Genomic DNA, 22,221 nt, shown 5'->3' with positions numbered 1-22,221 from the left:
ACCTCCTCCGCTACCAGCTCTATGAATGCAATACCGAGAAGATCGATATCGCCAGGGAAATTCAATACCTGGAGAATTACCTGGCGCTGCAAAGGCTCCGGCACGACGAGCAATACCACATCCATTTCGAGCATGCGCCCGAAGTGAAGGATTTCGAGATCGCACCTTTGATATTGATGCCGCTGGTGGAGAACGCCTTCAAGCACATTTCGCATCAGCCGGCGAATACGGTTAATATCCAGATGGCCCGGCAAAACGGGCGGTTTACGTTTACGGTGGAAAATACCTGCGAGCCCCGGCCGCAGGGCGCGCCGGGAGGCATCGGGCTGGCCAATGTCAAACGCCGGCTGGAGTTGTTGTATAATGGAAAACATGCGCTCGACATTTCGCCGGGCGCGCATCATTTTGCAGTCACCTTAACCTTGCAGGTATGAAACTAAAATGTCTGGTGGTAGACGATGAGCCCATGGCGCGGCAGGGCCTCCGCGAATACATCGCCGACGTCAGCTTTCTGGAATGGGCCGGGGAATGCGAGAACGCCCTCAAAGCGGCGGAGTTCCTGCAGGAGCAGCCGGTGGACCTCCTCTTCCTCGACATCCGCCTGCCACGGCTCAGCGGGCTGGAATTCCTGCGCACCCTTCCGCAAAGGCCCCTCACCATCATCACCACGGCTTATCCCGACCATGCGCTGGAGGGTTTCGAGCTCGATGTGCTCGACTATCTGCTCAAACCCGTTTCCTTCGAACGGTTCCTTAAAGCCGCCAATAAAGCGAAAGCACAATTGAAACAAGACACGCCGGACCATTTCTATATCAAGTGCGAACACCGTCTGGAAAAGATCCGGCTGGCCGATGTGCTCTTCGTGGAAGCGTTGCAGAATTACATCGCCGTGCATACGCTGCAACGCAAATACATCACCTACCTGACGTTTAAAGCCGTGGAGGAATACCTGCCGGCGGAGCAGTTCATCAAAGTCCATAAATCATACATCGTTGCCGCTTCGAAAATCGACAGCATAGAAGGCAATACGATCCTGGTGGGTGCAAACGAGGTGCCCGTCAGCCGCGCGCTGCGCGACGAGGTGATGGAAAAGATCCTGCAGAACCGTTACCTAAAGCGCTGAGTCTCCGGGTTTGGGCAGGCGCCGCCTCTTGCGTTTGTTGAATAGCATCAATCCCTTATCGATCCCTTTGCGCATTTCGGCCTGCTGTTCTTCGGGCAGGGCGATCACTTCCGCGCAGGCTTCGCTGCAGCATTTGTTGTACTTCGCGGCGCATTTTTCGCACTGGATGAAAAGCAGGTGGCAGCCTTCGTTGGCGCAGTTGATGTGATCGTCGCAGGGCTCGCCGCACTGGTGGCACTGGGAGATGATCTCTTCGGTGATGCGCTCGCCCAGGCGGTCGTCGAACACGAAGTTCTTGCCGCGGAATTTGTTGGGCAGCCCCTGCTCGCGGGCTTTGTTGGAGTATTCTATGATGCCGCCTTCGAGGTGGAAGACGTTGCTGAAGCCGTGGTGCAGCATGTATGCGGAAGCTTTCTCGCAGCGGATGCCGCCGGTGCAGTACATGATGATGTTCTTGTCTTTGTTGTCTTTCATCATTTCCACCGCCATCGGAAGCTGCTCGCGGAAGGTATCCGATGGTACTTCCAGGGCTTTGTCGAAATGCCCCACTTCGAATTCGTAGTGGTTGCGCATGTCGATGATCACGGTGCCGGGGTCTTCGGTCAGCTCGTTAAAGGCGCGGGCGTCGAGGTATTTGCCGCGATTGTCCATGTCGAAAGTGGGATCCTCGATCCCGTCGGCCACGATCTTTTCCCGCACTTTGATTTTCAATACCCAGAACGATTTGCCGTCGTCTTCCACCGCGATGTTGAGGCGGATGCCGTTGAGGAAGGGAATGGTGTAAAGATGATCGCGGAACGCTTCGTAATGGTGCTCCGGGATGCTGATCTGCGCGTTGATGCCTTCGTGGGCCACATAGATCCTCCCGAACACCCCAAGTTGATGAAGCGCCAGGTACAAATCATCCCTGAAAACCTGCGGATCGGAAATTTTGGCGTACTGGTAAAACGATACCGTAACGCGGCGGAAGGTTTCCGCGGCCAACCGTTGCTTTAACTCGGTGGCGGATACTCTGTTGTGAAGAACCATAATTGAATTTTAAGGACCAACGCCGGTGGAACAAAATTCTTAATAAGTTGATTGTCAATCTGCAATTTTCTGCCATCTTCCAAAAGAGAAAGCTGACAGAAACAGCAGGCGCAAAGTTACGGAAAATAATCGCTCCCTACCCTTTTGAAGGGAGCAACCTCCTGGATTTCACATCACATGTCTAAAAACTTATAAACATATCGAACATTTGCCCCGATACGGCAGTTAAATTATGGCACGCTTTTGGAAAAGGGGTAATATGTGTGTGTTACCGGCCCCGTGAAGTTCGGGATTTCTTAACCCTAAACGTCAACTGTATGTACACGATTTACATTATCGCAGCCATTGTTTTATTCTGTCTTTACCGCATCGCGGCATACCATGCGCACAGCGAAGTAAAACTTAAAAAGGCGGCCGACCGCGGCAAAAGGAGAAGTCTCCGCGTCCGCGCTTAGCAAAACCTTAACCATATTATTTGGCAAGCTGAAAAAGGAAAGGCTGTCTCCCATCCTATGGGGACAGCCTTCTTCTTTGTACAAACTTTTTTCCTGCGTTACTCTACTTTAAACGCCCCGCCGAGAATCCCGCCGAAACCGAGGCGGATCCCGATCCGGGTGTCCGACTGGCTTTGGTACCCCGCCACCACATCCACCCGGAATACTTTAAGGATATTCTCCAAACCGGCAAAAACTTCCACATAGTTGTTGGCCCTGTCCACATAAAACGCATTCGTGCCTGCCACCAGGTGCCACTTCAGCCGGTTGAAAAGCGGGATGCGGTTCGTCAGCAACCCGTTGAAATGATGCTCGATGTTGGCCGTGGCGAATAGCCGCGCGGTGGTGCTGTACTCGTAATATTGCGCCAGCTGGAAGCTGTTGAGGTAACGGATATTGAGGAACGTCTGGTTGCCGTTGAAATGCTGCATGTCGGGCAGGGAAACCGACTGGCTGTTCAGGAACCCGCCTGCACCCAAATGATATTTAAGTTCTCCGAACAGTTTGAAATTCATCTCATCCCTCACATCGATATTCCACTTGTCGAAATTCGCATCTATGAAACCTTTGCGGTAACCCGCGCTGAAAGTCGGGTACTTCGAACCGATGGCCCGCCTGCCGCGCGGATACTCGATATACCGCTGGCCCGGCTGGAAACTCACGCTACCGCCCACCGTGAGCACTTTTTCCTTTTGGAACACGATGCCCGGCAGCTCTTCCGGCAGGTTAGGCGTGAAGGAATTCCTGTCCTTCCCGAACAAAGTAAAGTTAGTCGAATTCTCCACCGGCAGCCGGTCTTCGTACAGCGCGTTTACATGGAAGGCGAACGAACTTTCATATACCCTGCTGAATGCCAGCTGCGCGAACCGGCTTTCATACAATTTCATGTAATTCTCACCGAGCAACAACGTGTAGAACGAATTCATCACCGGCCCGATCGGATTGGCGCGGTTGAATTGCGTTATCCGCTTGCCACCGAACAACGACCAGGTATTGCGCGCCCCGATGCCGCCTTCCGGCGAACGCGTATAAGTAAACCCTGTCTGCGCCTGCAGATGCGTATTCGAAAACCCATACCGCGCGCCCGACAGCCAGCTGAGGTATCGCCTGCCCGGCAGGGTAAACGTCACACCCGGACTGATTTGCAAAGCTACGCCTTCCACCGTGTTGTAACTCAGTCCTTTTACGAGGCCCGGCATGTAAAAGGCGTGCGACTGTACGGAGGTGTCGCCCTGGAAATACCAGCGGTGGTTCACGCCTTCCCAGAGCAGGTCGAGCGGTTTGACGGGTTGCGGTTTGGCGCGCAGCGAGTCCAGTTGCTGGCGGCTTTTGGCAGAATCCCGCCGGGCGCGGGCGGTACTGTCTTTCACATGGAAGTCCTTCAGCTCGTCGGCTTCCAGCGCCACGGGGCGGACGCTGTCCCAGAACCGTTTATCGCGCCACTCCGCGTCTTTCTGGTACTTCATGACCACTTTGTTGAAATAGCCTTTCGGGAACGTGGGGTTGAGGTTGTAGTTGGAATAGACGTTGATGGAATTGGCGGTGATGTCGAAGCCGAAGACTTTCGCGACGAGGTATACGACCTGGTCTTTCGTGCGCCATACATCGGGGGCCACGGGCACATGCGTTTGCCGGATCACCAGCGTATCGATCAGCTCGAGCTGGTATTCTTTGGTGAGCCGGAGGTCGGTGCTGTGGATGCGCCAGTCGTCTTCCGTGATATAGATATGCCCGGCGAAGAGCGGTTCGTATTTGCGCCGGGGGATGACGAGGATCTTGTTGACCAGCTTGCCGTCGTCCACGAACGTGCCTTCGAGTCGGTATTTGTAATAATGGATGGCGTTGTCGGAGATGGGTGAAATGAAGCCCCGCGGGCCTACCTGCGATTCCATGGCTTCCACGTTGTTCTGGTAGAAGTTGATGATGGTGGGGATGCTGAAGCCGAGCCCTCCGCCACTGGACCTGCTGGAGATGACGTCGAGCTTCATGTCCGGGTCGCGCCAGGCGATTTTGGTGACGGATTCGGTGAGGGCTACGATCCCTTTGCCGGAGGAGTCTACCCCGATATCGGTGGGGTCAACTTTCTGGCCGAACACGCGTTTGGGCATATTGCGCAGCCGCGCCAGCATTTTGATATAGGATTCGCAGGTGTAATTTTTAACCTGCGAGAGGTAATACGGTCTTTTTCTGATGGCCTGCCGGATGATGGCGTAAGCCGGGTCTTCCCCTCCCGACCGCACGACCACTTCCTTCATCTGGAGGCTCACGGGCTCAAGCGTGAAGTTCAGTACCCGGGGCTCATTGCCGGCTGAGACGGACTGCTCGGCCTTTTTATAGCCCATGTACTGGCACACGATGATATGGTTGCCGGCGGGCACTTCGAGTACAAAGGCGCCGGTGGCGTTGGTGGTGGTGCCGAGGGTGGTGCCTTTGATCATGACGGTGGCGAAAGGTAAGGGCTCGCCGCTGCGGTTGGTGACCACGCCGCGGATCTGGGCGCCGGAGGCTGGCAGAACAAACAGTAACAGGATAAATGGGGATAGGATTCTGAGCATGTGCCAAAAGTAACGGATGAGCCTGCACGGTTGATGCCTGCCGGGGGCTTTTATGTAAATTTTAACACACATGATCAGCTCATGCCGCCTTCTTCGCCGCGGGGCGCAGCACGCTGGCCGAAAGCGCCCCCATGCCCGCTACCAGCCCGCCGATGATCGCCGAAACGGTAATGAGTATCCAGGGATTGCGGGTGCCGGCGATCAGTTCGCTCATGCGGTTGCCGAGGATATGATCGTTGCGCACGTCGGCCACAAATGCCAGGATGCCCCAGAGCAGGAAGATGGCCAGGAAGCCGCTGGCGAAAGCGCGGACGGGCCGCTGCTGCCAGATCAGGGCAACGAGGAAAGCCGCGATGGCAATTGCCCACCAGGGCAGGAACAGTCCGAGGATATAACCCAGCAGGGCGGTCAAAAGGATAGCGAGCACAAAGCGCATGCGAATTGTTTTAAAAGAGAATGCATGTAATCGGGAAGGAATTTACACATTTCTTCTCAATTACATGCATCGCCTGCGGATATGAAACCGAAGCGGCTCAGCGGCTGTTGTCCAGCGCCTGGAGCACATCTTCCAGGATATCGTCTTTATGCTCAAGCCCGCAGGAAATGCGGATGAGCCCGGGCGTGATCCCTACTTTCAGCCTTTCCGCCTCGCTGAGTTTGGCGTGGGTGGTGGAAGCGGGATGGGAAGCGATGCTGCGGCTGTCGCCCAGGTTGGCCGTGAGGCTCAGCAGTTCCAGCTGGTCGAGGAAGCGTCGCCCTCTTTCCAGGCCGCCTTTCAGCTCGAAGCAAACGATCCCGCCGCCGGCCGACATCTGCTTTTGCGCGATCTCATATTGCGGGTGGGATTTGAGGAAAGGATATTTCACCCATTCCAGGTGCTCGTTGCCTTCCAGGGCCTGCGCCAGCGAAAGGGCGTTGCCGGAATGGCGTTCCATCCGCACGTGCAGGGTTTCGAGGCTGCGGCGTTGAACGGGCTGAGCGATGGGCCGGTGCTGCGGCAGAAGGCGTACACCTCGTCTACCAGCTCCTTTTTGCCCAGTACGATGCCGCCGAGCACGCGCCCCTGGCCGTCGAGCCACTTGGTGGCCGAATGCGTCACCAGGTCGGCCCCGAAATCGAGCGGGCGCTGGATGGCGGGCGTGGCGAAGCAGTTATCGACGTTGAGCAGCACGTTGTGCTTTTTCGCGATTTTTGCCACCGTTTCCAGGTCGATCAGGTCGAGTCCGGGATTGGAGGGTGTTTCCACGAAGATCATTTTCGTATTGGGCTGGATGAGGGCCTCGATGGTTTCGGGCTTCGTAAGGTCGAAATACGTATGCCGGATGTTCCATTTGGGAAGGAACTTCGTGATCACGGTGTGGGTGGAGCCGAAGATGGAGGCGCTGCTCAGCAGGTGGTCGCCCGCTTTCAGGAATGCCATGAAGCTGCCGAAGATGGCGCTCATGCCGGAAGCGGTGGCGAAGCCGCTCTCCGCTCCTTCCAGCGCGCTCATGCGCTGGGTGAACTCTTCCACGGTGGGGTTGCTGAAGCGGGAGTAGATATAAGCGTCGTTCTCATCGGCGAAGGCAGCGCGCATGGCTTCCGAGTCTTCATAACAGAAGCTGGAAGTCAGGTACATGGGGCTGCTGTGTTCCATGTTGTGCGTTCTGCCGGGTTGTATGCGGATGGCCTTGGTCTCGGGCCGGTAGGTCGGTTTTACTTTTCTCTTTTTCATCAGTTGGTTTGGTATCAGGCTTGGTTCAGTTTCACTTCCCAGGTCAGCTGCGTATTGCCCTGGCGGAGGGTTTCGGCCACGGAGCAGTATTTGTTCATGGAAAGTTCCACGGCGCGGGCGGCCTTGTCGGCGTCCACTTTGCCTGTGATATGAAATACGATATGCGCTTTTTCCCAGAGCGACGGCTCCTTCCCTTTCTCGCGGTCGGCTTCGATCTCGATCCGGAAATCGGTGATTTCCTGGCGCTGCTTCTTGAGGATCATCACCACGTCGATGGCGGAACAGCCGCCGAGGCCCATGATGAGCATCTGCATGGGGCGGATGCCGTTGTTCTTGCCGCCGTTTTCCACGGAGGAGTCCATTAATACCTTGTGGCCCTGCTCGTCCACAGCTTCCATATTGAACCCGTCGTCTATGCGTTGTAAAGCGATCTTCATATCTTTTTATTCGGTTTGATGTAAAATAAGCGGTTATGCCGGTTCTCAAAGATAAAATATCTGTATGAATAACATAAGGATGACAAACGTGTTTTGTCATGGCGAATTTGTAAATGGCCGCTGACTTTTGTAGGTTTGCGCAAATTTTTTACGCCGTTGTCATTGCAGACCTTTCACAGCCGTCAGCCTTTCACGCTGGAATCCGGTGCGGTATTGCCGGGGATCGAGATTGCCTATCACACGTACGGGACGATGAGCCCGCACGGGGATAACGTAGTCTGGGTCTGTCATGCCCTTACCGCGAATTCGGATGTGGCCGACTGGTGGACGGGCCTGGTGGGCGAGGGCAAAGTGATCGACCCGGCGCGGCATTTCATCGTGTGCGCCAATATCCTGGGCTCCTGCTATGGCAGTTCCGGGCCGCTGAGCGAGAACCCGGCGACCGGGGAGCCCTGGTACCGGAGTTTCCCCCAGGTCACCATCCGCGACATCGTGCATGCGCATATCCTGCTCCGCAAACACCTGGGGATCGACCGTATCCACATGCTCGGCGGCGGCAGCATGGGCGGCTACCAGGTGCTCGAATGGGCACTGATGGAGCCGGAGCGCATCGGGAAGCTGTTCCTCCTTTGCACCGGCGCTGCCGAAAGCGCCTGGGGCATTGCCGTGCACACGGCCCAACGCCTCGCTATTGAGGCCGACGGCAGCTGGGAAGAAGCCCGCAGGGACGCAGGGGCCAAAGGGCTCAAAGCCGCCCGGGCCATCGGGATGCTCACCTACCGGAACTACCAGACCTTCATGGCCGCCCAAACCGACCCCGACAACGGTAAAACGGACAACTTCAAAGCTTCCTCGTACATCGTATATCAGGGCGATAAGCTCGTGCGCCGCTTCAACGCCCAGTGCTACTGGACGCTGACCAAGGCCATGGACAGCCACAATATCTCCCGCGGGCGCCACGCCGATGTGGCCACCACCCTGCGGCAGATCGAACAGCCTACCCTCCTGATCGGGATCACCAGCGATATCCTCTGCCCGCCGGAAGAACAAATGCTGCTGGCCCGCCACATGCACAACTGCATTTACCACGAAATCGATTCTCCCTACGGGCACGACGGTTTCCTGATCGAATTCGAAAAGATCGGCCGGATCCTGCGGGAGTTCCTCGGGCTGGCATAGCCCTTCCTCCCCTGTTATTTCCTCATCTTACGTTTATGTCAAATTGATTTGATGACGCCAGTCGTCCTTGTATTACCCGTATTTTTAATAGAAAAATTTTTGGTTTTCGAAAAAAATCTTAACTTCTCTGTAACAACTGATACTAAACTATAACCTATTAATTATCAATCATCAGATACCTTAACCTGCGCGTTTTCCGATCACCAAATTCTCACTTATGAAAGTATGTAGACCACGTTTATGCTTATTGGCCGCTTTGCTGGTAATGCTCTGCCATCCAGCCCTGGCCCAGACCCAACACACCATCAACGGAACCGTGACAGACGCCACCACCCGCCAGGGTTTGCCAGGTGTTACGGTATCGGTAAAAGGAGCCAATGCGGGCGGGGTGACGAACCAAAATGGTGAGTTCTCCATCCGCACCACCCACCGGCTTCCCATGACGCTGGTATTTTCTTATGTAGGTTATAAGCCGATCGAGCAAACGGTGACCGATGCTTCTGCATCTGTGAACGTGCAGCTGGCTTCCACCGAGATCCTCGGGCAGGAAGTGGTGGTATCTGCCAACCGCACCGTGCAGAGCGCGCTGGAATCCCCGGTTACGATCGAAAAGATCGACAGCCGCGCCATCAAGGCCATACCCGCTCCTACTTTCTACGATGCATTGGCCAACATGAAAGGCGTGGAACTGAGCACGCAGAGCCTCACTTTCAAATCCGTCAACACCCGCGGCTTCAACAGCAACGGCAACACCCGCATGCTGCAGCTGATCGACGGGATGGACAACCAGGCCCCCGGCCTGAACTTCTCCGTGGGCAACATCGTGGGCATCACCGAACTGGATATGGACAATGTGGAGATCCTGCCCGGAGCGGCCTCCGCACTCTACGGACCGAACGCCCTGAACGGCATCGTGCTGCTCAACAGCAAAAGCCCCTTCCAGTACCAGGGCCTCAGCGCCATCGTGAAATCCGGCATCCTGAGCGAATCCGGGAGAACGAAAGGAACGACGGGTTACTATGACATCACCCTCCGCTACGCCAAAGCCATCAACGAGAAATTCGCATTCAAAGTGAACTTCGGATACATCCAGGCGGATGACTGGCAGGCCTACGACGGCCGCGACCAGAGCCTGCTGAACGGATACGGCTTCGAAGGCACGAGGAAGAACCCCGGTTATAACGGTATCAACGTATATGGAGACGAAACCAATATCAACATGGTGGGCTCCCTCCGCCCGGCCGCCCTCACGCCGAATAACCCGCTGGGTATGGGGATTCAGCAGTTCTCCAACGCCACCGGCATCCCCGCGGGCGTCATCTTCAATTCCATGATGCCCGACAGTGTGAATTCCTTCGTTTCGCGCACAGGGTATGATGAAAAAGATCTCGCCGACTACAACACCAAGAACCTGAAGGTGAACGCCGCGTTCCACTACCGCATCAATCCCAGGCTCGAGCTTTTCGCGCAGGGCAGTTATGGTTACGGCACCACCGTATATACCGGCGCCGACCGTTATTCCATCAAGAATTTCAAGATGGGGCAATATAAACTGGAGTTGCGGGCCGACAACTTTTACGCGCGCCTCTACACCACCCAGGAGCGCGCGGGCGACTCCTATCCCATCGGCAGCTATGCCCAGGGGATCAACGAAGGCTGGAAGCTGAGCACAGACTGGTTCACCGAATATTTCTCCACCTACGCCGGCGCGGCATTACCCGCGATGATCCAGGCGTTTCAGCAGAATATGGGCGCCGGGCAGGCGCCTAACGTGGCATTCGCAAACGCATCCGCCGCTGTCCGGGGCAATTCCGCTGCCTATCACGACGCTGCGAGGGCTGAGGCGGATAAGGAACGCCTGATACCCGGCACGCCCGAATTCGACAGGGCCGCGGAGAAAGTAAGGACCAAACCCATCCCCGGCGACCTGGCCACCGGCATCGGCGCCAAATTCATGGACAAAACCAACCTCTACCAGGGCGAGTTCATGTATAACTTCAAAAACCAGATCAGTTTCATGGAACTGATGGTAGGCGGTAATTACCGTGTGTACGCCCTCAATTCCGACAAGACGCTTTTTGCGCTCGACGATAACGGCGATGAATTCCGCATCAAAGAGTACGGCGGTTATGTGCAGGCCGGTAAGAAGTTGTTCAATGAAAACCTGAACCTCAGCGCTGCGCTGCGTTACGATAAGAACCAGAACTTCGAGGGGCAGTTCAGTCCCCGTATCTCCGCGGTGTACACATTCCTGAAAACACATAACATCCGCGCTTCCTACCAAACCGGTTTCCGCATTCCGACCACGCAGGATCAGTACATCGATCTGCAAACGCCGCAGTACCGCCTGATCGGCGGGCTTCCCTTCCTGCGCGAGCGCTACGGGCTGGATCAGGGCCCGGTGTATACGATGGAATCGTACCAGGCTGGGCGCCCGGAACAATATACTTTCAAAGAGTTCAAGCCGGAAAAGGTGATTGCTTTCGAGGTGGGATATAAAAGCCTTATCGCCAATAAAGTACTGATCGACGCTTATGTGTATACCAACACCTTCAAGAATTTCAACGGCAGCCAGGTGGTGGTGAAACCCCTCACCACAGCGCCTTTCCGCGAAATTTATGGGGTGCCTGTCAATTATGACAAGGACCTGCAGTCCTGGGGCTGGGCGTTGGGTATCGACTACCGCTTGCCCGCCAACTTCCTGGTGGGCGGCAACGTTTCCTTCAACAAACTGCGCAACGAAGATGAGCTGGGCAGCTTCCAGGCGATGTATAACACGCCCCGTTATCGCTACAACCTGTATGTGGGCAACCGCAACATCGCGCAAAGCAATTTCGGGTTTAACATCACCTGGCGCTGGCAGGAATCCTTCATTTGGTCTTCCACCTTCGTGGGGCCTGTGGTGCGCGTGAACAACCTCGGCGAGATCCCCGCCATCGGCACGCTGGATGCGCAGGTTTCCAAGCTGTTCCCCAAACCGAAGGTTACCGTGAAAATCGGCGCCGCCAACCTCACGGGCAGGAAATACATCCAGTCCTGGGGTAACCCCACGGTGGGCACGCAGGCTTATGCTTCCATCGGTTACAACCTGTAATCTTTTCAAATTTGCCATAATAGCGAAGGCCCCGGTTTTACACCGGGGCCTTCTTTGTTGTAACCCTCATGAGTTGCCTCAGGAGTATCTTTACACGTTGAAACGGAAATGCATCACATCGCCGTCGCTAACGATATATTCTTTGCCTTCGATGCGCAGGCGGCCATTGTCGCGCGCGGAAGCTTCGGAGCCGAATTTCACGTAGTCTTCGTAACCGATCACTTCGGCTTTGATGAACCCTTTTTCGAAATCGGTGTGGATCACGCTGGCGGCCTGCGGGGCTTTCCAGCCGCGGTGGATGGTCCACGCGCGTACTTCCTGCACTCCGGCGGTGAAGTACGTGATGAGGTTGAGGAGTTTATACGCGGAGCGGATCAGGCGGTTGAGGCCGGGCTCGGTGAGGCCGTACTCGGAGAAGAAAAGCTCCTTGTCGGTGGGGTCTTCCAGCTCGCTGATCTGTGCTTCGATAGAATTGTTCATGATGATCACCTCGGCGTTCTCGGCTTTCACGGCTTCCTGGAGCGCCTGGGAGAATTTATTGCCCGTGAGGATGGAGGCTTCGTCGACGTTGGCTACGTAAAGCACGGGTTTGTCGGTCAGCAGGAAGAGGTCGGCGATGGCGGATTTCTCGTCTTTGCTGAGGCCCAGCTCGCGGATATTGCGGCCTTGTTCCAGGAATTCCTGGCAGCGTTTGAGGATTTCGAATTCGGCTTTGGCTTTGGGATCGCCGCCGGTTTTCGCCATTTTCTCGGAGCGGGCGATTTTCTTCTCCACGCTTTCGAGGTCTTTCAGCTGCAGTTCGGTATCGATGATGCCTTTGTCGGCCACGGGGTTGATGGGGCCTTCGTCGCGCAGGATGTTTTCGTCTTCGAAGCAACGGATCACGTGAACGATGGCGTCTACTTCGCGGATATTGGCGAGGAATTTGTTGCCGAGGCCGTCACCTTTGCTGGCGCCTTTTACGAGGCCGGCGATATCCACAAACTCCATCGTGGTAGGCACGGTGCGGTTGGGTTTCACGAGCTCGGCGAGCTTGTCGATGCGCTCGTCGGGCACATCCACCAGTCCCACATTGGGTTCGATGGTGCAGAAGCGGTAGTTGCTCGCTTCGGCTTTCGCGCTGTTGGACACAGCATTAAACAAGGTAGACTTCCCTACGTTCGGTAAACCGACAATTCCTGCTTGCAAGGCCATTTTTTCAAAAATTTGCGCAAAGATATGAAAATCATTCTACATTTCAGTAACAGTTGCGGTTCTATTGTATACCGCCGGTTTACATATCACAATTTTATGGCTGAGATGGAATGAAATACGTATTTTGGCCGCTTAATACCCTTAAATACCAGGACTTTCTATGGCCTTAAACTACGTCTGGATCGCTTTTTTCGTGATTTCGTTCGCGGTAGCGCTGTTTCGCCTTGTTTTCATGGGCGATGCGGAGATATTCGGGAAAATGACCACCGCGCTGTTCGACAGCGGGAAGACGGGCGCCGAGCTGGCATTGGGGTTGACGGGCATGATGGCTTTCTGGCTGGGGATCATGAAGATCGGGGAACGTGCGGGGATGATTGCATTGTTCGCAAAGGGGGTGAATCCCCTCTTCAGCCGGCTCTTCCCGGGCATTCCGAAAGGCGACCCGGCGATGGGGTCCGTAGTGATGAACTTCAGCGCCAACGCGCTGGGGCTCGATAATGCAGCCACGCCCATGGGGCTCAAGGCGATGAAGGAACTGCAGGAGCTGAACCCGCAGAAGGATACGGCGAGCAATGCGCAGATCATGTTCCTGGTACTGAACACGGCGGGCATCACGATGATCCCCACGGCGGTGATGGCCATGCGGCTGACGCAGGGTGCCGCCAACCCGGCGGATATCTTCATCCCCACGATGATCGGTACGTTCATTTCGTTTATTTCGGGGATGATCGCGGTGGCCATTTACCAGCGGATCAACCTGTTCAGGCTGCCGGTTTTGGTGTTTGTGGGCGGGTTCATCGGGCTGATGGGCCTCCTTTTTTTATGGATGCGCAACATGCCCACCGAAGAGATCGCCGTGAAAACGGCCATGCTCGGCGGGATCATCATCTTTTCGGTGATCGTTTCCTTTCTGCTCGTGGCTTTCCGGCAGAAAATCAACGTGTATGACGCGTTCATCGAAGGCGCCAAAGAAGGGTTTACGACGGCGGTGATGATCATCCCCTATCTCGTGGCGATCCTGGTGGGGATCGCGGTGTTCCGCGCATCAGGGTGCCTGGATGTCATCATCAACGGCATTTCCTGGCTGGTGGCGCTGGCGGGGCTCAACACGGACTTTGTGCCCGCGCTGCCTGTGGGCATCATGAAGATCTTCAGCGGCGGCGGCGCCAGGGGCGTCATGGTGGAACTGATGGAAACGTACGGCGCGGACTCCTTCGTGGGCCGGCTGGCCTGCATCATGCAAGGTTCTACGGAAACTACTTTTTATGTACTGGCGCTGTACTTCGGCTCCGTCAATATCAAAAATACACGCTATGCCCTTACCTGCGGGCTCATCGCGGATGTGGCGGGTATTATCGCAGCGATCATTATCGGATATATCTTTTTTCACTAACCATTGACTGATGCAGAAAAAACTTGCGCTACACGAAGACTGGATCTCGGTGATACTGGCATTCACCGCCATCATCCTGATCCTGCTGGGCATCCGCCCCTCCATGCCGAAATTTGACTGGAGCAGCGGCGGCGACCTCCTCGCCCGCCTTACCGACCTCGCCAACTACGGAAAACTCGCCGCCATGTTCTGCTGGGTCATCGGCGCCCTCCTCATCGCATACCTTTTAGGCGGCAAGAAATTACCGGCGGGATTGTTCTCCGGCGCGCTGACCATTTTCGCCATTTCCATGTTCGCGCAGGTGATTACCAGCAACGCCGCCATTAAAGACCTCGGCATCGAAATCGTGCTGTTCAGCCTGCTGCTCGGGCTTTTCATCTCCAATGTGATTGGTTTGCCTGAATGGATAAAGCCCGCATTGCAGACGGAGCTGTTCATCAAAACCGGCCTGGTATTGCTGGGTTCCGGCATTATTTTCCAGGAACTGATGAAAGGCGGCGGCCTCGGCGTGATCCAGTCGGTGGTGGTGGTTTTCAGCGTGTGGTATTTCACCTTCTGGTTATGTAAGAAGTTCGGGCTGGATGATGAATTCCGGATGATGATTTCCAGTGCCGTGAGCATTTGCGGCGTATCGGCGGCCATCGCTACTTCGGGTGCTATCGAGGGCGACAACAAGAAACTCTCACACGTGATTTCCCTGGTTTTGATCGTGGCCATCCCCATGATGATTTTCATGCCGTACATCGCGCAGTGGATGGATATGCCGCCGGAAGTGGCGGGAGCCTGGCTGGGCGGCACGATCGATACCTCCGGCGCCGTTGTGGCGGCGGGTACGCTCCTGGGCGAAGAAGCCCTCAAATACGCCACGCTCGTGAAGTTCTCGCAGAACGTGCTCCTGGGCCTGGCAGCCTTCTTTATTTCGCTGTGGTGGGCCTATGCGAAGAAAACGGAGAACCAGCCGAAACCGGGGCTCCGCACTATCTGGGAACGCTTCCCGAAGTTCGTGCTGGGATTCATCCTCGTGTCGCTGGTGTTTTCGTTTTTGCTGTCGCCCGAAACGGTGAAGGCCATCAAATCACCCATTAAGGAATTGCAAACCTGCTTCTTTGCGCTGGCATTTACCTGCATCGGGCTGGAAACGAAGTTCACGGATATTTTCAGGATGGAAAACGGCCGTCCTGCCATGGCGTTCATCATCGCGCAGATCTTCAACGTGCTGCTGACGCTGGGCGTGGCTTACCTCGTTTTCGGGGGAATTTTGTTCAATTAATCGAATTTGGCAATACATTTCGCAGGAAGCCTGCGCCCCTCCGGGCGCGGGCTTCTTCTTTTCATACCATCGCCCCTGCCATTCATTCCGCTAATTCCGCATTTCACCCCAACCGGCGCTGGCTATCCCGGAACGATGCGCCATATTCGCGGCGGAACCATGTTTTAGTCATTTAAACCCCACATTCATGAAACAACTGCTTAGTTGCGCAGCATGTGTATTGCTGCTGGCCGCCTGTTCTAAAAACAATAACGACGGCCCCCCGAAAGAAGATCCCGCCGCGATCAAGTACCTCACCTGGGCCGGAGAAAAAAACGGCAACACGAAACTGGATGGCATCGCCATCTCCTACAACGCGCAAAACCGCCTGGAATCTCTCCTGCAAACCGGTGGTGAAGAAGGCATGCGCAAGTATTACGATAACGCCGGCAACCTCATCACCTCAGAAGTATTTACCGAAGACGTGCTCTCCCGCCTCCACGTCCATTATGTGAACGGGTTGCCCGACACCGCCGTGGAACGCTATTTCGACAGGGCGACCAACGACAAGACCGACGCGTTTTTCCTCTCCTACACCGTGGAGAATAACCGCGTAGTCCGCATCCGGATGGAAGACTCCGCCGGCGTGAAGCCCGCTACCGACATCCACGTGCGCTACACCGGCGAAAATGTAACCTCCATCCTCCAGGTACCCGTCGACGACCAGCTGGATACGCTTTCGTACTACGAATGGACTTACGGCACCAAAAAGAATCCCTTCCTCGCGTCCAAAATGAAATTCCATGTTGCGCCCACCGGTACGGCATTGCTTTTCCAGAGCGCCAACGACCAGCTGACGCAGCGTTTCCGCATGCCGGGCCTGGACATCGACGAGCGTGAGAAATACGTAAACCAGTTCGATGCTTCCGGTTACCCCGTACGCCAGGCAAGCATCGTGGAAGGCGAGACCGATTCCACCATTGTTTATTTTGAGTACAGACAATAGGCAATTCACTTCCCTTTTCCCGCATTCCGGCAACCGTACCTGCCCTTTCGCGTCGGATCGCTGGCATGCGGGAAAAGATTTTGGCAACTTCGCAGGGCACATATCATAACCAATACCCAACATCATCCCATCTAAATAATCAGCAAATGAGCAAAACGTATTTCATGATGCTCGCCGCTTCGGGCATCGTTCTCCTCTCCTGCCAGCAAAGCGGCGGAAACACCACCAGCAAGGATTCTACCCTTCAAACCGCATCCGAACCGCCTTCCGCGGCTACGCGCTATGTGAAAAAATTCACCCACACGCTGGCCGGCGACGAGCCCGAGGTCATGCATTTCCACTACGACGGGCAACACCGCCTGGCTTCCATCCGGAAAGAAGGCGAGGAAGGCAACGACCAGGAATTCGGGTACGACGGCGCCGGGAAACTCGTCCGGTTGATGTACCGCCACAACGACAGGCGTTACGTGATCCAATACACCCACAACGGCAATAACGTTACCGGCATCGAAAGGATGTATGAAACAGAAGAAGACACGGACGCCATGACGGAAATCACCTGGAAGATCGAGCTGAGCAACGGAAAAGTGGTCCGTATCCGGAAAGAGAACAAGGAAGAACCTTCGGAGAACTCGCTGCAGGAGCTGGCGTATGCGGGCGAAAATATTCAATCGATCACTTCCCTGTCGCCCGACGGTAAAAGCAAAACCGGCGCGGCGGAGTTCACTTTCGGGAAGAAGTCCAACCCGTTCGCCGGTGCGCGCCTGCCGCTGCTGCACCCCACGGCGCTGCTGCTTTTGCAGCCCCTGAACGAAATGACGGGCATGACGCTGCGCAACCTGCAGTATAACGCAATGGTCAAAACCGAGTATACTTACAAGTATGATGCGCAGGGTTATCCTGTTTCCAGCGAAGAGAAAGCGGATGGCGAAGTGTCGGCTACTTCGGCGTATGAATATGAGTGAGAAAAGACAGATGTAATAAAAAGAAGCCCGGTTCGCGCATGCGGCCGGGCATTCTTTTTTAATCGTATTTACCGGTTTTGTCTTCGATGGTGACGGAGCGTTCCTGGTTGTTCTGGATCTTGACGTACACCAGCAGTTGCCCGGCCCCGGCTTTGAAGCAGGCTTCCTGCGCCAGGCGCACCACTTCCATCACCGCGTCGTACGGGCCTTCCATCACGGTTTCGAACGGGCAAACACGGTATTTCAAGCCGCTGTTTTGAATGATGGCGATCGCCTCGTCCACTACGGCGTATACTTTCTCTGAAGGCACCTGCGGCACGATTTGCAGGGCCAGGTTCACATGATGCTGATGCATGGTTTATTTTTTCCGGGTGACTACTTCGTATAAATCCCTGCGAATATCCTTCAGATTCTGCACGCTGCCAAATGCGTGCAATTCCTTCAGCAATACGAGGTCCACATCCGCCACCACGATCATTTCCGTGTTGGGCGTGGCGTCTGCTTTCACGCCGGTTACGGGGAATGCGAAATCGGAGGGCGTCAGCACGGCGGATTGTGCGTATTGGAGGTCCATATTATTTACCCGGGGCAGATTGCCGACGCATCCTGCGATGGCCACGTAACATTCGTTTTCGATGGCGCGGGCCTGGGCGCAGAAGCGGACGCGGTTATAGCCGTTCTGGGTGTCGGTGAGGAAAGGCACGAACAGTATCTGCATGCCCTGCTCGGCCAGGATGCGCCCCAGTTCAGGGAATTCCACGTCGTAGCAGATGAGGATGCCGATTTTGCCGCAATCCGTATCAAACACTTTGATCTCGTTACCGCCTTTCATGCCCCAGCTGTACACTTCGCTGGGCGTGGGATGCACTTTGCGGTAGGAATCCCAGGTGCCGTCGCGGCGGCAGAGGTAGGAAATGTTATACAGGAGGTCGTCGATCACGATGGGCATGCTGCCGGTAATGATATTGACGTTATAGCTCTTGGCGAATTCGGAGAATTTCTCGCGGAGGAAGTCGGTGTATTTGGCCAGCCCGCGAATTGCGGCCGCGGGGTCGAGCTGGTTGAACTCGAGCATGAGGGGCGCGTTGAAGAACTCGGGGAACACCACGAAATCGGCTTCGTAATCGCTTACGGCGTCCACGAAGAACTCCACCTGCTGCAGGAGTCCGTCCATGCTCCCGTAGGTGCGCATCTGCCATTGCACGAGGCCGATCCGGACGGTGGATTTGTTGTAACGGATGGTGTCGCGGTCTTTTTCGTAGTAGATATTGAACCACTGTAATAGGGTGGCGAAGCCTTTGGAGGAATGGTCGTGCGGGAGGTAGTTGCGCAGTACTTTCTTGACGATGAAATCGTTGCTGAACTGGAAAGTGAGCGTGGGATCGTAGATCTCCTTGTCCATCACTTTCTCGATATAGATGCGGGGGCTCATCTGGTCGGCGTATTTCTCGTAATTAGGAATACGGCCGCCGGCCACGATGCCTTCGAGGTTGAGGTTCTCGCAGAGGGCCTTGCGCGCGTCGTAGAGCCTGCGCGCGAGGCGTTTGCCGCGGTAATCAGGGTGTACGAATACTTCGATACCGTAGAGCGTGTCGCCCTTCGGGTTATGGGTGCTGAAGGTATAATAGCCCGTGATCTGCTCGTAAGTGTGGTCGTCCCCGAATTTTTCGTAGTCTACGATGATGGAAAGCGCGCATCCCACCACCTTGCCATTGACCGTAACGGCGATCTGCCCGTCGGGGAAAAGCTGGATGAGCCGCTGGATGGTGCCTTCGCGCCAGTAACTGCCGGGCATATCCGCGTAGGCGCTCATCATGGATTCCTTGAGGTCGCGGTAGTCTTCCGCCGTCAATAACCTGATATCAATCGTTTCTTCTGCCATGTTGTTGATTTACAATCATAATTTACCTAAAAAGCCGTTATTCTCCAATTCGGGGAAATCCCCGGCAACTTTACTAACTTAGCGGTCCAAAAATTCACCTGTACTTAGCCCCCATGATAAAGAACAGAGATATCGTTATCGTAGGCCTTCAGCAATGGTATACGAAAATCGGCAGCAACTGCAAAAATATTGCCCAAACGCTTTCGCGGAACAACAGGGTCCTGTACGTTAATTCGCCGCTGGACCGCCGTACCATCCTCTCCCAGCGGCACGATCCCGACGTGGCATACCATCTCGATTCCATGAAAGGGAAAACAGATGCTATCGTACCGATCGGCGAAAACTTCTGGAACTATTACCCGTCCCGGGTGCTGGAATCCCTGAACTGGATCCCTTCAACGGCTTTATTCTCCATACTAAACAGGATCAACGGCAAAAGGTTTGCCGCTTCGATACAGGAGGCCGTGGATAAGCTGGGGTTTAAGAATATCCTCCTGTTCAATGACAACGATATATTCCGTGGATATTACCTGAAAGAGTACCTGCGCCCGGACCGCTATATTTACTATAGCCGGGACAACCTCGTAGCCATGGATTACTGGAAAAAACACGGTGCAACACTTGAGCCGGCCCATATCGCCAAGGCGGATGTGGCCGTCGCAAATTCGCTTTGGCTCACCGAACGCCTCCTGCAGTACAATCCAAACAGCCATTATGTTGGCCAGGGCTGCGATCTGAGCCTTTTCGATCCCGCCGTGAACCGCCCCCGCCCCGCTGCACTGGCAACGCTGCCACCCGGCCCGGTTATCGGTTATGTTGGCTTCCTAACGGCGATGCGCCTGGACCCGGACTTACTTCTGCAGATCAGCGAAACGCGGCCCGATTGGAACATCGTGCTGGCGGGGCCGGAAGACGACGTGTTCGCTTCTTCGGCGCTGCACCAGCGGCCGAATGTATTTTTCACCGGGCGGATCGAACTGGCCGACGTTCCCTCTTACCTGCAGCATTTCGATGTCTGCATCAATCCCCAGGCCGTTAATGAAATCACCATCGGAAACTATCCCCTTAAAATTGACGAATACCTGGCTATGGGCAAGCCAACCGTAGCCACGGCCACCCGCACCATGGAGCTGTTTAAAGATCATGTGTACCTGGCCGAAACAGCCGGCGAATACGTGGCTTTGCTGGAAAAAGCACTGGCGGACAAGGATGAACCCGCCCGCCAGTCCAGAATGGCTTTTGCCCGTTCCCACACATGGGAGAATTCAGTGAAAGCGATCTCGGACGCAATCAGCCGCCCGCTTCGCTAAAAGCTTACTTTTATCAGTTTCTGCGTGAATACGAAGTTGTCGATGCCCTGCACGTGTACGGAATAAATCCCGTTCGGCAGGTTCTCGACTGGTATATCCTGCTGCAGCCTGTCGGTGAACTGGATGTCGCGGTCGATATGGATCTTCCCGTACATGTCCACCACTTTTAATTTGGCTTTATGCTGGCCGGCGTGGACGATATTGAGGCGGAACTGCCGGCTGGCCGGGTTCGGGTAGATATATGCCTCATCATTCTTATCCTTCTCCGCAGCCGCAACGGTAATTTTAAAACTGCTGACCGACGAGGCCTGTTTATCATCCGTTACCGACAGCTGCATTTCGTACACTCCTTCCACAAGACCCGTCACCGAGCCCTGCGCCTTATCCGGGCGGGAGAACACGGCGGCCGAGGGCCCAGACAGCTGTTTCCACTCCCATTTCACGATCGTTCCGTCTTCATCGGTGGAGGTTTCTCCGCTGACAAGAACGAAATCTACAGGCGCCTGGATGCGCATGTCACCCTGCGTCCGGGCTACGGGCGCTTTATTGGGTACGGGATTCACGGTAATCGTCACCTGGGCGCTGGCCGTAGCGCCGCGATTATCGGTAATGGTGATTTCAAAAACATATGTACCTGCCGTAACCAGGTTATCTACGCTGGAATTAGCCGCAGTGGCGGACTGGATCGTGGCGGTAACAGGGCCTGACAATTGGCGCCACTGGAATGACGTGATTTGTCCGTCTTCGTCGGTGGAACCACTTGCATCGAGCTGGGCGGAAGCGGTCGGCAGGGTAATCGCGAAGTCATTGCCGGCGCGCGCCACAGGTGCTTTATTGGGTGCGATATTCACCGTTACGGTCACCTGGTCTTTGGCGGTGGCGCCGCTGTTATCTGTTACCGTCAGCTCGAAGACATACGAACCCGCGGTCTGCAGGTTGCTGATGCCTGTCGTGGATGCCGTGGCCGACGAAATTGTGGCTGTTGCGGGACCGGACAACTGCGCCCAGCGATAGCTTTGAATGCTGCCGTCTTCGTCGGAAGATGTGCTGCCGTTGAGCTGTGCGCTGGTAGTAGGCAACGTGATCGTGATATCATTGCCGGCGCGGGCTACCGGCGCTTTATTGGCTGCCGGGTTCACGATAACCGTCACCCGGTCTTTGGCCGTGGCGCCGCTGTTGTCGGTAACCGTCAGTTCAAAAACGTAGGACCCCACGGTCTGCAGGTTGCTCAACCCGGTAGCGGAAGCGTTGGCCGCGGCAATGGTTGCCGTTGCGGGCCCGGATACCTGTGCCCAGCGATAGCTTTCAATGCTGCCGTCTTCGTCGGAAGAGGCGCTGCCGTTCAGCTGTGCGTTGGTCGTGGGCAAAGTGATCGTGATATCGTTGCCGGCGCGGGCAACGGGTGCCACGTTGGGTGCGGGATTTACAGTTACAGTTACCTGGTCTTTCGCCTTGGCGCTGTCCAGGTCAGTGACCGTTAACTCAAATACATAGGTGCCCGGTAAAAGGAGATTCGTGGCATTCATCTTGCCAAATACGCCGGACGAGGTGAATAAAGCTGTTGCCGGGCCGGAAAGCTGGTTCCATTGGTAGTTGG

17 protein-coding genes and 2 pseudogenes are annotated in these 22,221 nt (G+C 55.4%); 10 read left to right on the top strand and 9 right to left on the bottom strand.

Annotated elements, in window-relative coordinates:
* Both Q0510_RS04765 and Q0510_RS04760 read left to right on the top strand, forming a co-directional pair.
* Positions 1-434: pseudogene (locus tag Q0510_RS04765) on the top strand (sensor histidine kinase); the annotation flags it as partial.
* Positions 431-1,123 (top strand): LytTR family DNA-binding domain-containing protein, encoded by a 693-nt coding sequence (locus tag Q0510_RS04760; RefSeq protein WP_298708745.1) that lies wholly within the window; start codon positions 431-433, stop codon positions 1,121-1,123. The pseudogene Q0510_RS04765 and the gene Q0510_RS04760, both read left to right, overlap by 4 nt.
* Here Q0510_RS04760 and Q0510_RS04755 read toward each other — a convergent pair.
* Complete coding sequence (locus Q0510_RS04755) at positions 1,112-2,152, bottom strand: rhodanese-related sulfurtransferase (RefSeq protein WP_298708743.1); 1,041 nt, start codon at positions 2,150-2,152, stop codon at positions 1,112-1,114. The two genes, Q0510_RS04760 and Q0510_RS04755, sit on opposite strands and share 12 nt — an antisense overlap.
* 317 nt (positions 2,153-2,469) lie before the next feature.
* Here Q0510_RS04755 and Q0510_RS04750 point away from each other — a divergent pair, with 317 nt between their 5' ends.
* Positions 2,470-2,607: a hypothetical protein gene (locus Q0510_RS04750; protein ID WP_298708741.1), complete on the top strand. Its 138-nt coding sequence runs from the start codon at positions 2,470-2,472 to the stop codon at positions 2,605-2,607.
* Between the two features lie 98 nt (positions 2,608-2,705).
* Here the strand turns inward: Q0510_RS04750 and Q0510_RS04745 are convergent, their stop codons facing one another.
* The 4 genes and pseudogenes from Q0510_RS04745 to Q0510_RS04730 all read right to left on the bottom strand — a co-directional run bounded on the left by Q0510_RS04745 (position 2,706) and on the right by Q0510_RS04730 (position 7,352).
* Complete coding sequence (locus Q0510_RS04745; protein WP_298708740.1) at positions 2,706-5,201, bottom strand: DUF5686 and carboxypeptidase regulatory-like domain-containing protein; 2,496 nt, start codon at positions 5,199-5,201, stop codon at positions 2,706-2,708.
* A 79-nt stretch (positions 5,202-5,280) separates the two neighbouring features.
* Positions 5,281-5,637, bottom strand: coding sequence for a hypothetical protein (locus Q0510_RS04740; protein ID WP_298708738.1), 357 nt, complete (start codon positions 5,635-5,637; stop codon positions 5,281-5,283).
* Positions 5,638-5,734: 97 nt separating this feature from the next.
* Positions 5,735-6,819: pseudogene (locus Q0510_RS04735) on the bottom strand (aminotransferase class I/II-fold pyridoxal phosphate-dependent enzyme).
* A gap of 110 nt (positions 6,820-6,929) precedes the next feature.
* The gene (locus Q0510_RS04730; RefSeq protein WP_298708736.1) at positions 6,930-7,352 is read right to left on the bottom strand and encodes an OsmC family protein; all 423 of its coding nucleotides are present in this window, start codon (positions 7,350-7,352) and stop codon (positions 6,930-6,932) included.
* A gap of 156 nt (positions 7,353-7,508) precedes the next feature.
* Here Q0510_RS04730 and metX point away from each other — a divergent pair, with 156 nt between their 5' ends.
* A complete protein-coding gene (metX, locus tag Q0510_RS04725) occupies positions 7,509-8,531 on the top strand; it encodes a homoserine O-acetyltransferase (RefSeq protein WP_298708734.1) in 1,023 nt (340 codons plus the stop codon).
* A 217-nt stretch (positions 8,532-8,748) separates the two neighbouring features.
* Positions 8,749-11,625: a TonB-dependent receptor gene (locus tag Q0510_RS04720; RefSeq protein WP_298708732.1), complete on the top strand. Its 2,877-nt coding sequence runs from the start codon at positions 8,749-8,751 to the stop codon at positions 11,623-11,625.
* A gap of 90 nt (positions 11,626-11,715) precedes the next feature.
* Here the strand turns inward: Q0510_RS04720 and ychF are convergent, their stop codons facing one another.
* Positions 11,716-12,819, bottom strand: coding sequence for a redox-regulated ATPase YchF (gene ychF / locus Q0510_RS04715; protein WP_298708730.1), 1,104 nt, complete (start codon positions 12,817-12,819; stop codon positions 11,716-11,718).
* Positions 12,820-12,979: 160 nt separating this feature from the next.
* On the opposite strand from ychF, the gene Q0510_RS04710 reads away from it, so the two are divergent.
* The 4 genes from Q0510_RS04710 (at position 12,980) to Q0510_RS04695 (ending at position 17,432) form a co-directional block, all read left to right on the top strand.
* Positions 12,980-14,212 carry a nucleoside recognition domain-containing protein gene (locus tag Q0510_RS04710; RefSeq protein WP_298708728.1) on the top strand — a complete coding sequence of 411 codons (1,233 nt, stop codon included), beginning with the start codon at positions 12,980-12,982 and terminating at the stop codon, positions 14,210-14,212.
* 10 nt (positions 14,213-14,222) lie between these two features.
* A complete protein-coding gene (locus Q0510_RS04705) occupies positions 14,223-15,482 on the top strand; it encodes a putative sulfate exporter family transporter (RefSeq protein ID WP_298708727.1) in 1,260 nt (419 codons plus the stop codon).
* Positions 15,483-15,669: 187 nt separating this feature from the next.
* Positions 15,670-16,467, top strand: coding sequence for a hypothetical protein (locus tag Q0510_RS04700; protein WP_298708725.1), 798 nt, complete (start codon positions 15,670-15,672; stop codon positions 16,465-16,467).
* 146 nt (positions 16,468-16,613) lie between these two features.
* Positions 16,614-17,432 carry a hypothetical protein gene (locus Q0510_RS04695; RefSeq protein ID WP_298708723.1) on the top strand — a complete coding sequence of 273 codons (819 nt, stop codon included), beginning with the start codon at positions 16,614-16,616 and terminating at the stop codon, positions 17,430-17,432.
* A gap of 58 nt (positions 17,433-17,490) precedes the next feature.
* Here Q0510_RS04695 and Q0510_RS04690 read toward each other — a convergent pair whose 3' ends face one another.
* Positions 17,491-17,787, bottom strand: a complete 297-nt coding sequence (locus Q0510_RS04690; RefSeq protein ID WP_298708721.1) for a thiamine-binding protein — start codon at positions 17,785-17,787, stop codon at positions 17,491-17,493.
* Positions 17,788-17,790: 3 nt separating this feature from the next.
* Positions 17,791-19,314 (bottom strand): GNAT family N-acetyltransferase, encoded by a 1,524-nt coding sequence (locus Q0510_RS04685; protein WP_298708719.1) that lies wholly within the window; start codon positions 19,312-19,314, stop codon positions 17,791-17,793.
* Positions 19,315-19,427: 113 nt separating this feature from the next.
* On the opposite strand from Q0510_RS04685, the gene Q0510_RS04680 reads away from it, so the two are divergent.
* Positions 19,428-20,624: a glycosyltransferase gene (locus Q0510_RS04680; protein WP_298708717.1), complete on the top strand. Its 1,197-nt coding sequence runs from the start codon at positions 19,428-19,430 to the stop codon at positions 20,622-20,624.
* Here Q0510_RS04680 and Q0510_RS04675 read toward each other — a convergent pair.
* Positions 20,621-22,221, bottom strand: a 1,601-nt coding sequence (locus tag Q0510_RS04675) for a PKD domain-containing protein (RefSeq protein WP_298708716.1), incomplete at its 5' end; no start/stop codon positions are given. The two genes, Q0510_RS04680 and Q0510_RS04675, sit on opposite strands and share 4 nt — an antisense overlap.

Origin of the sequence: uncultured Chitinophaga sp., assembly GCF_937874145.1 — a bacterium.
In the GTDB taxonomy this organism is placed as follows: domain Bacteria; phylum Bacteroidota; class Bacteroidia; order Chitinophagales; family Chitinophagaceae; genus Chitinophaga.
Note: the sequence above shows the minus strand (reverse complement) of the source record. Positions and strands in the feature narration are given on the sequence as shown.

Excerpts from the sequence above, each read along its gene's own strand:
- Q0510_RS04760 (WP_298708745.1), top strand. The coding sequence starts at position 431 with ATGAAACTAAAATGTCTGGTGGTAGACGATGAGCCCATGGCGCGGCAG.
- Q0510_RS04755 (WP_298708743.1), bottom strand. The coding sequence starts at position 2,152 with ATGGTTCTTCACAACAGAGTATCCGCCACCGAGTTAAAGCAACGGTTG.
- Q0510_RS04750 (WP_298708741.1), top strand. The coding sequence starts at position 2,470 with ATGTACACGATTTACATTATCGCAGCCATTGTTTTATTCTGTCTTTAC.
- Q0510_RS04745 (WP_298708740.1), bottom strand. The coding sequence starts at position 5,201 with ATGCTCAGAATCCTATCCCCATTTATCCTGTTACTGTTTGTTCTGCCA.
- Q0510_RS04740 (WP_298708738.1), bottom strand. The coding sequence starts at position 5,637 with ATGCGCTTTGTGCTCGCTATCCTTTTGACCGCCCTGCTGGGTTATATC.
- Q0510_RS04730 (WP_298708736.1), bottom strand. The coding sequence starts at position 7,352 with ATGAAGATCGCTTTACAACGCATAGACGACGGGTTCAATATGGAAGCT.
- Q0510_RS04720 (WP_298708732.1), top strand. The coding sequence starts at position 8,749 with ATGAAAGTATGTAGACCACGTTTATGCTTATTGGCCGCTTTGCTGGTA.
- ychF (WP_298708730.1), bottom strand. The coding sequence starts at position 12,819 with ATGGCCTTGCAAGCAGGAATTGTCGGTTTACCGAACGTAGGGAAGTCT.
- Q0510_RS04710 (WP_298708728.1), top strand. The coding sequence starts at position 12,980 with ATGGCCTTAAACTACGTCTGGATCGCTTTTTTCGTGATTTCGTTCGCG.
- Q0510_RS04705 (WP_298708727.1), top strand. The coding sequence starts at position 14,223 with ATGCAGAAAAAACTTGCGCTACACGAAGACTGGATCTCGGTGATACTG.
- Q0510_RS04700 (WP_298708725.1), top strand. The coding sequence starts at position 15,670 with ATGAAACAACTGCTTAGTTGCGCAGCATGTGTATTGCTGCTGGCCGCC.
- Q0510_RS04695 (WP_298708723.1), top strand. The coding sequence starts at position 16,614 with ATGAGCAAAACGTATTTCATGATGCTCGCCGCTTCGGGCATCGTTCTC.
- Q0510_RS04690 (WP_298708721.1), bottom strand. The coding sequence starts at position 17,787 with ATGCATCAGCATCATGTGAACCTGGCCCTGCAAATCGTGCCGCAGGTG.
- Q0510_RS04685 (WP_298708719.1), bottom strand. The coding sequence starts at position 19,314 with ATGGCAGAAGAAACGATTGATATCAGGTTATTGACGGCGGAAGACTAC.
- Q0510_RS04680 (WP_298708717.1), top strand. The coding sequence starts at position 19,428 with ATGATAAAGAACAGAGATATCGTTATCGTAGGCCTTCAGCAATGGTAT.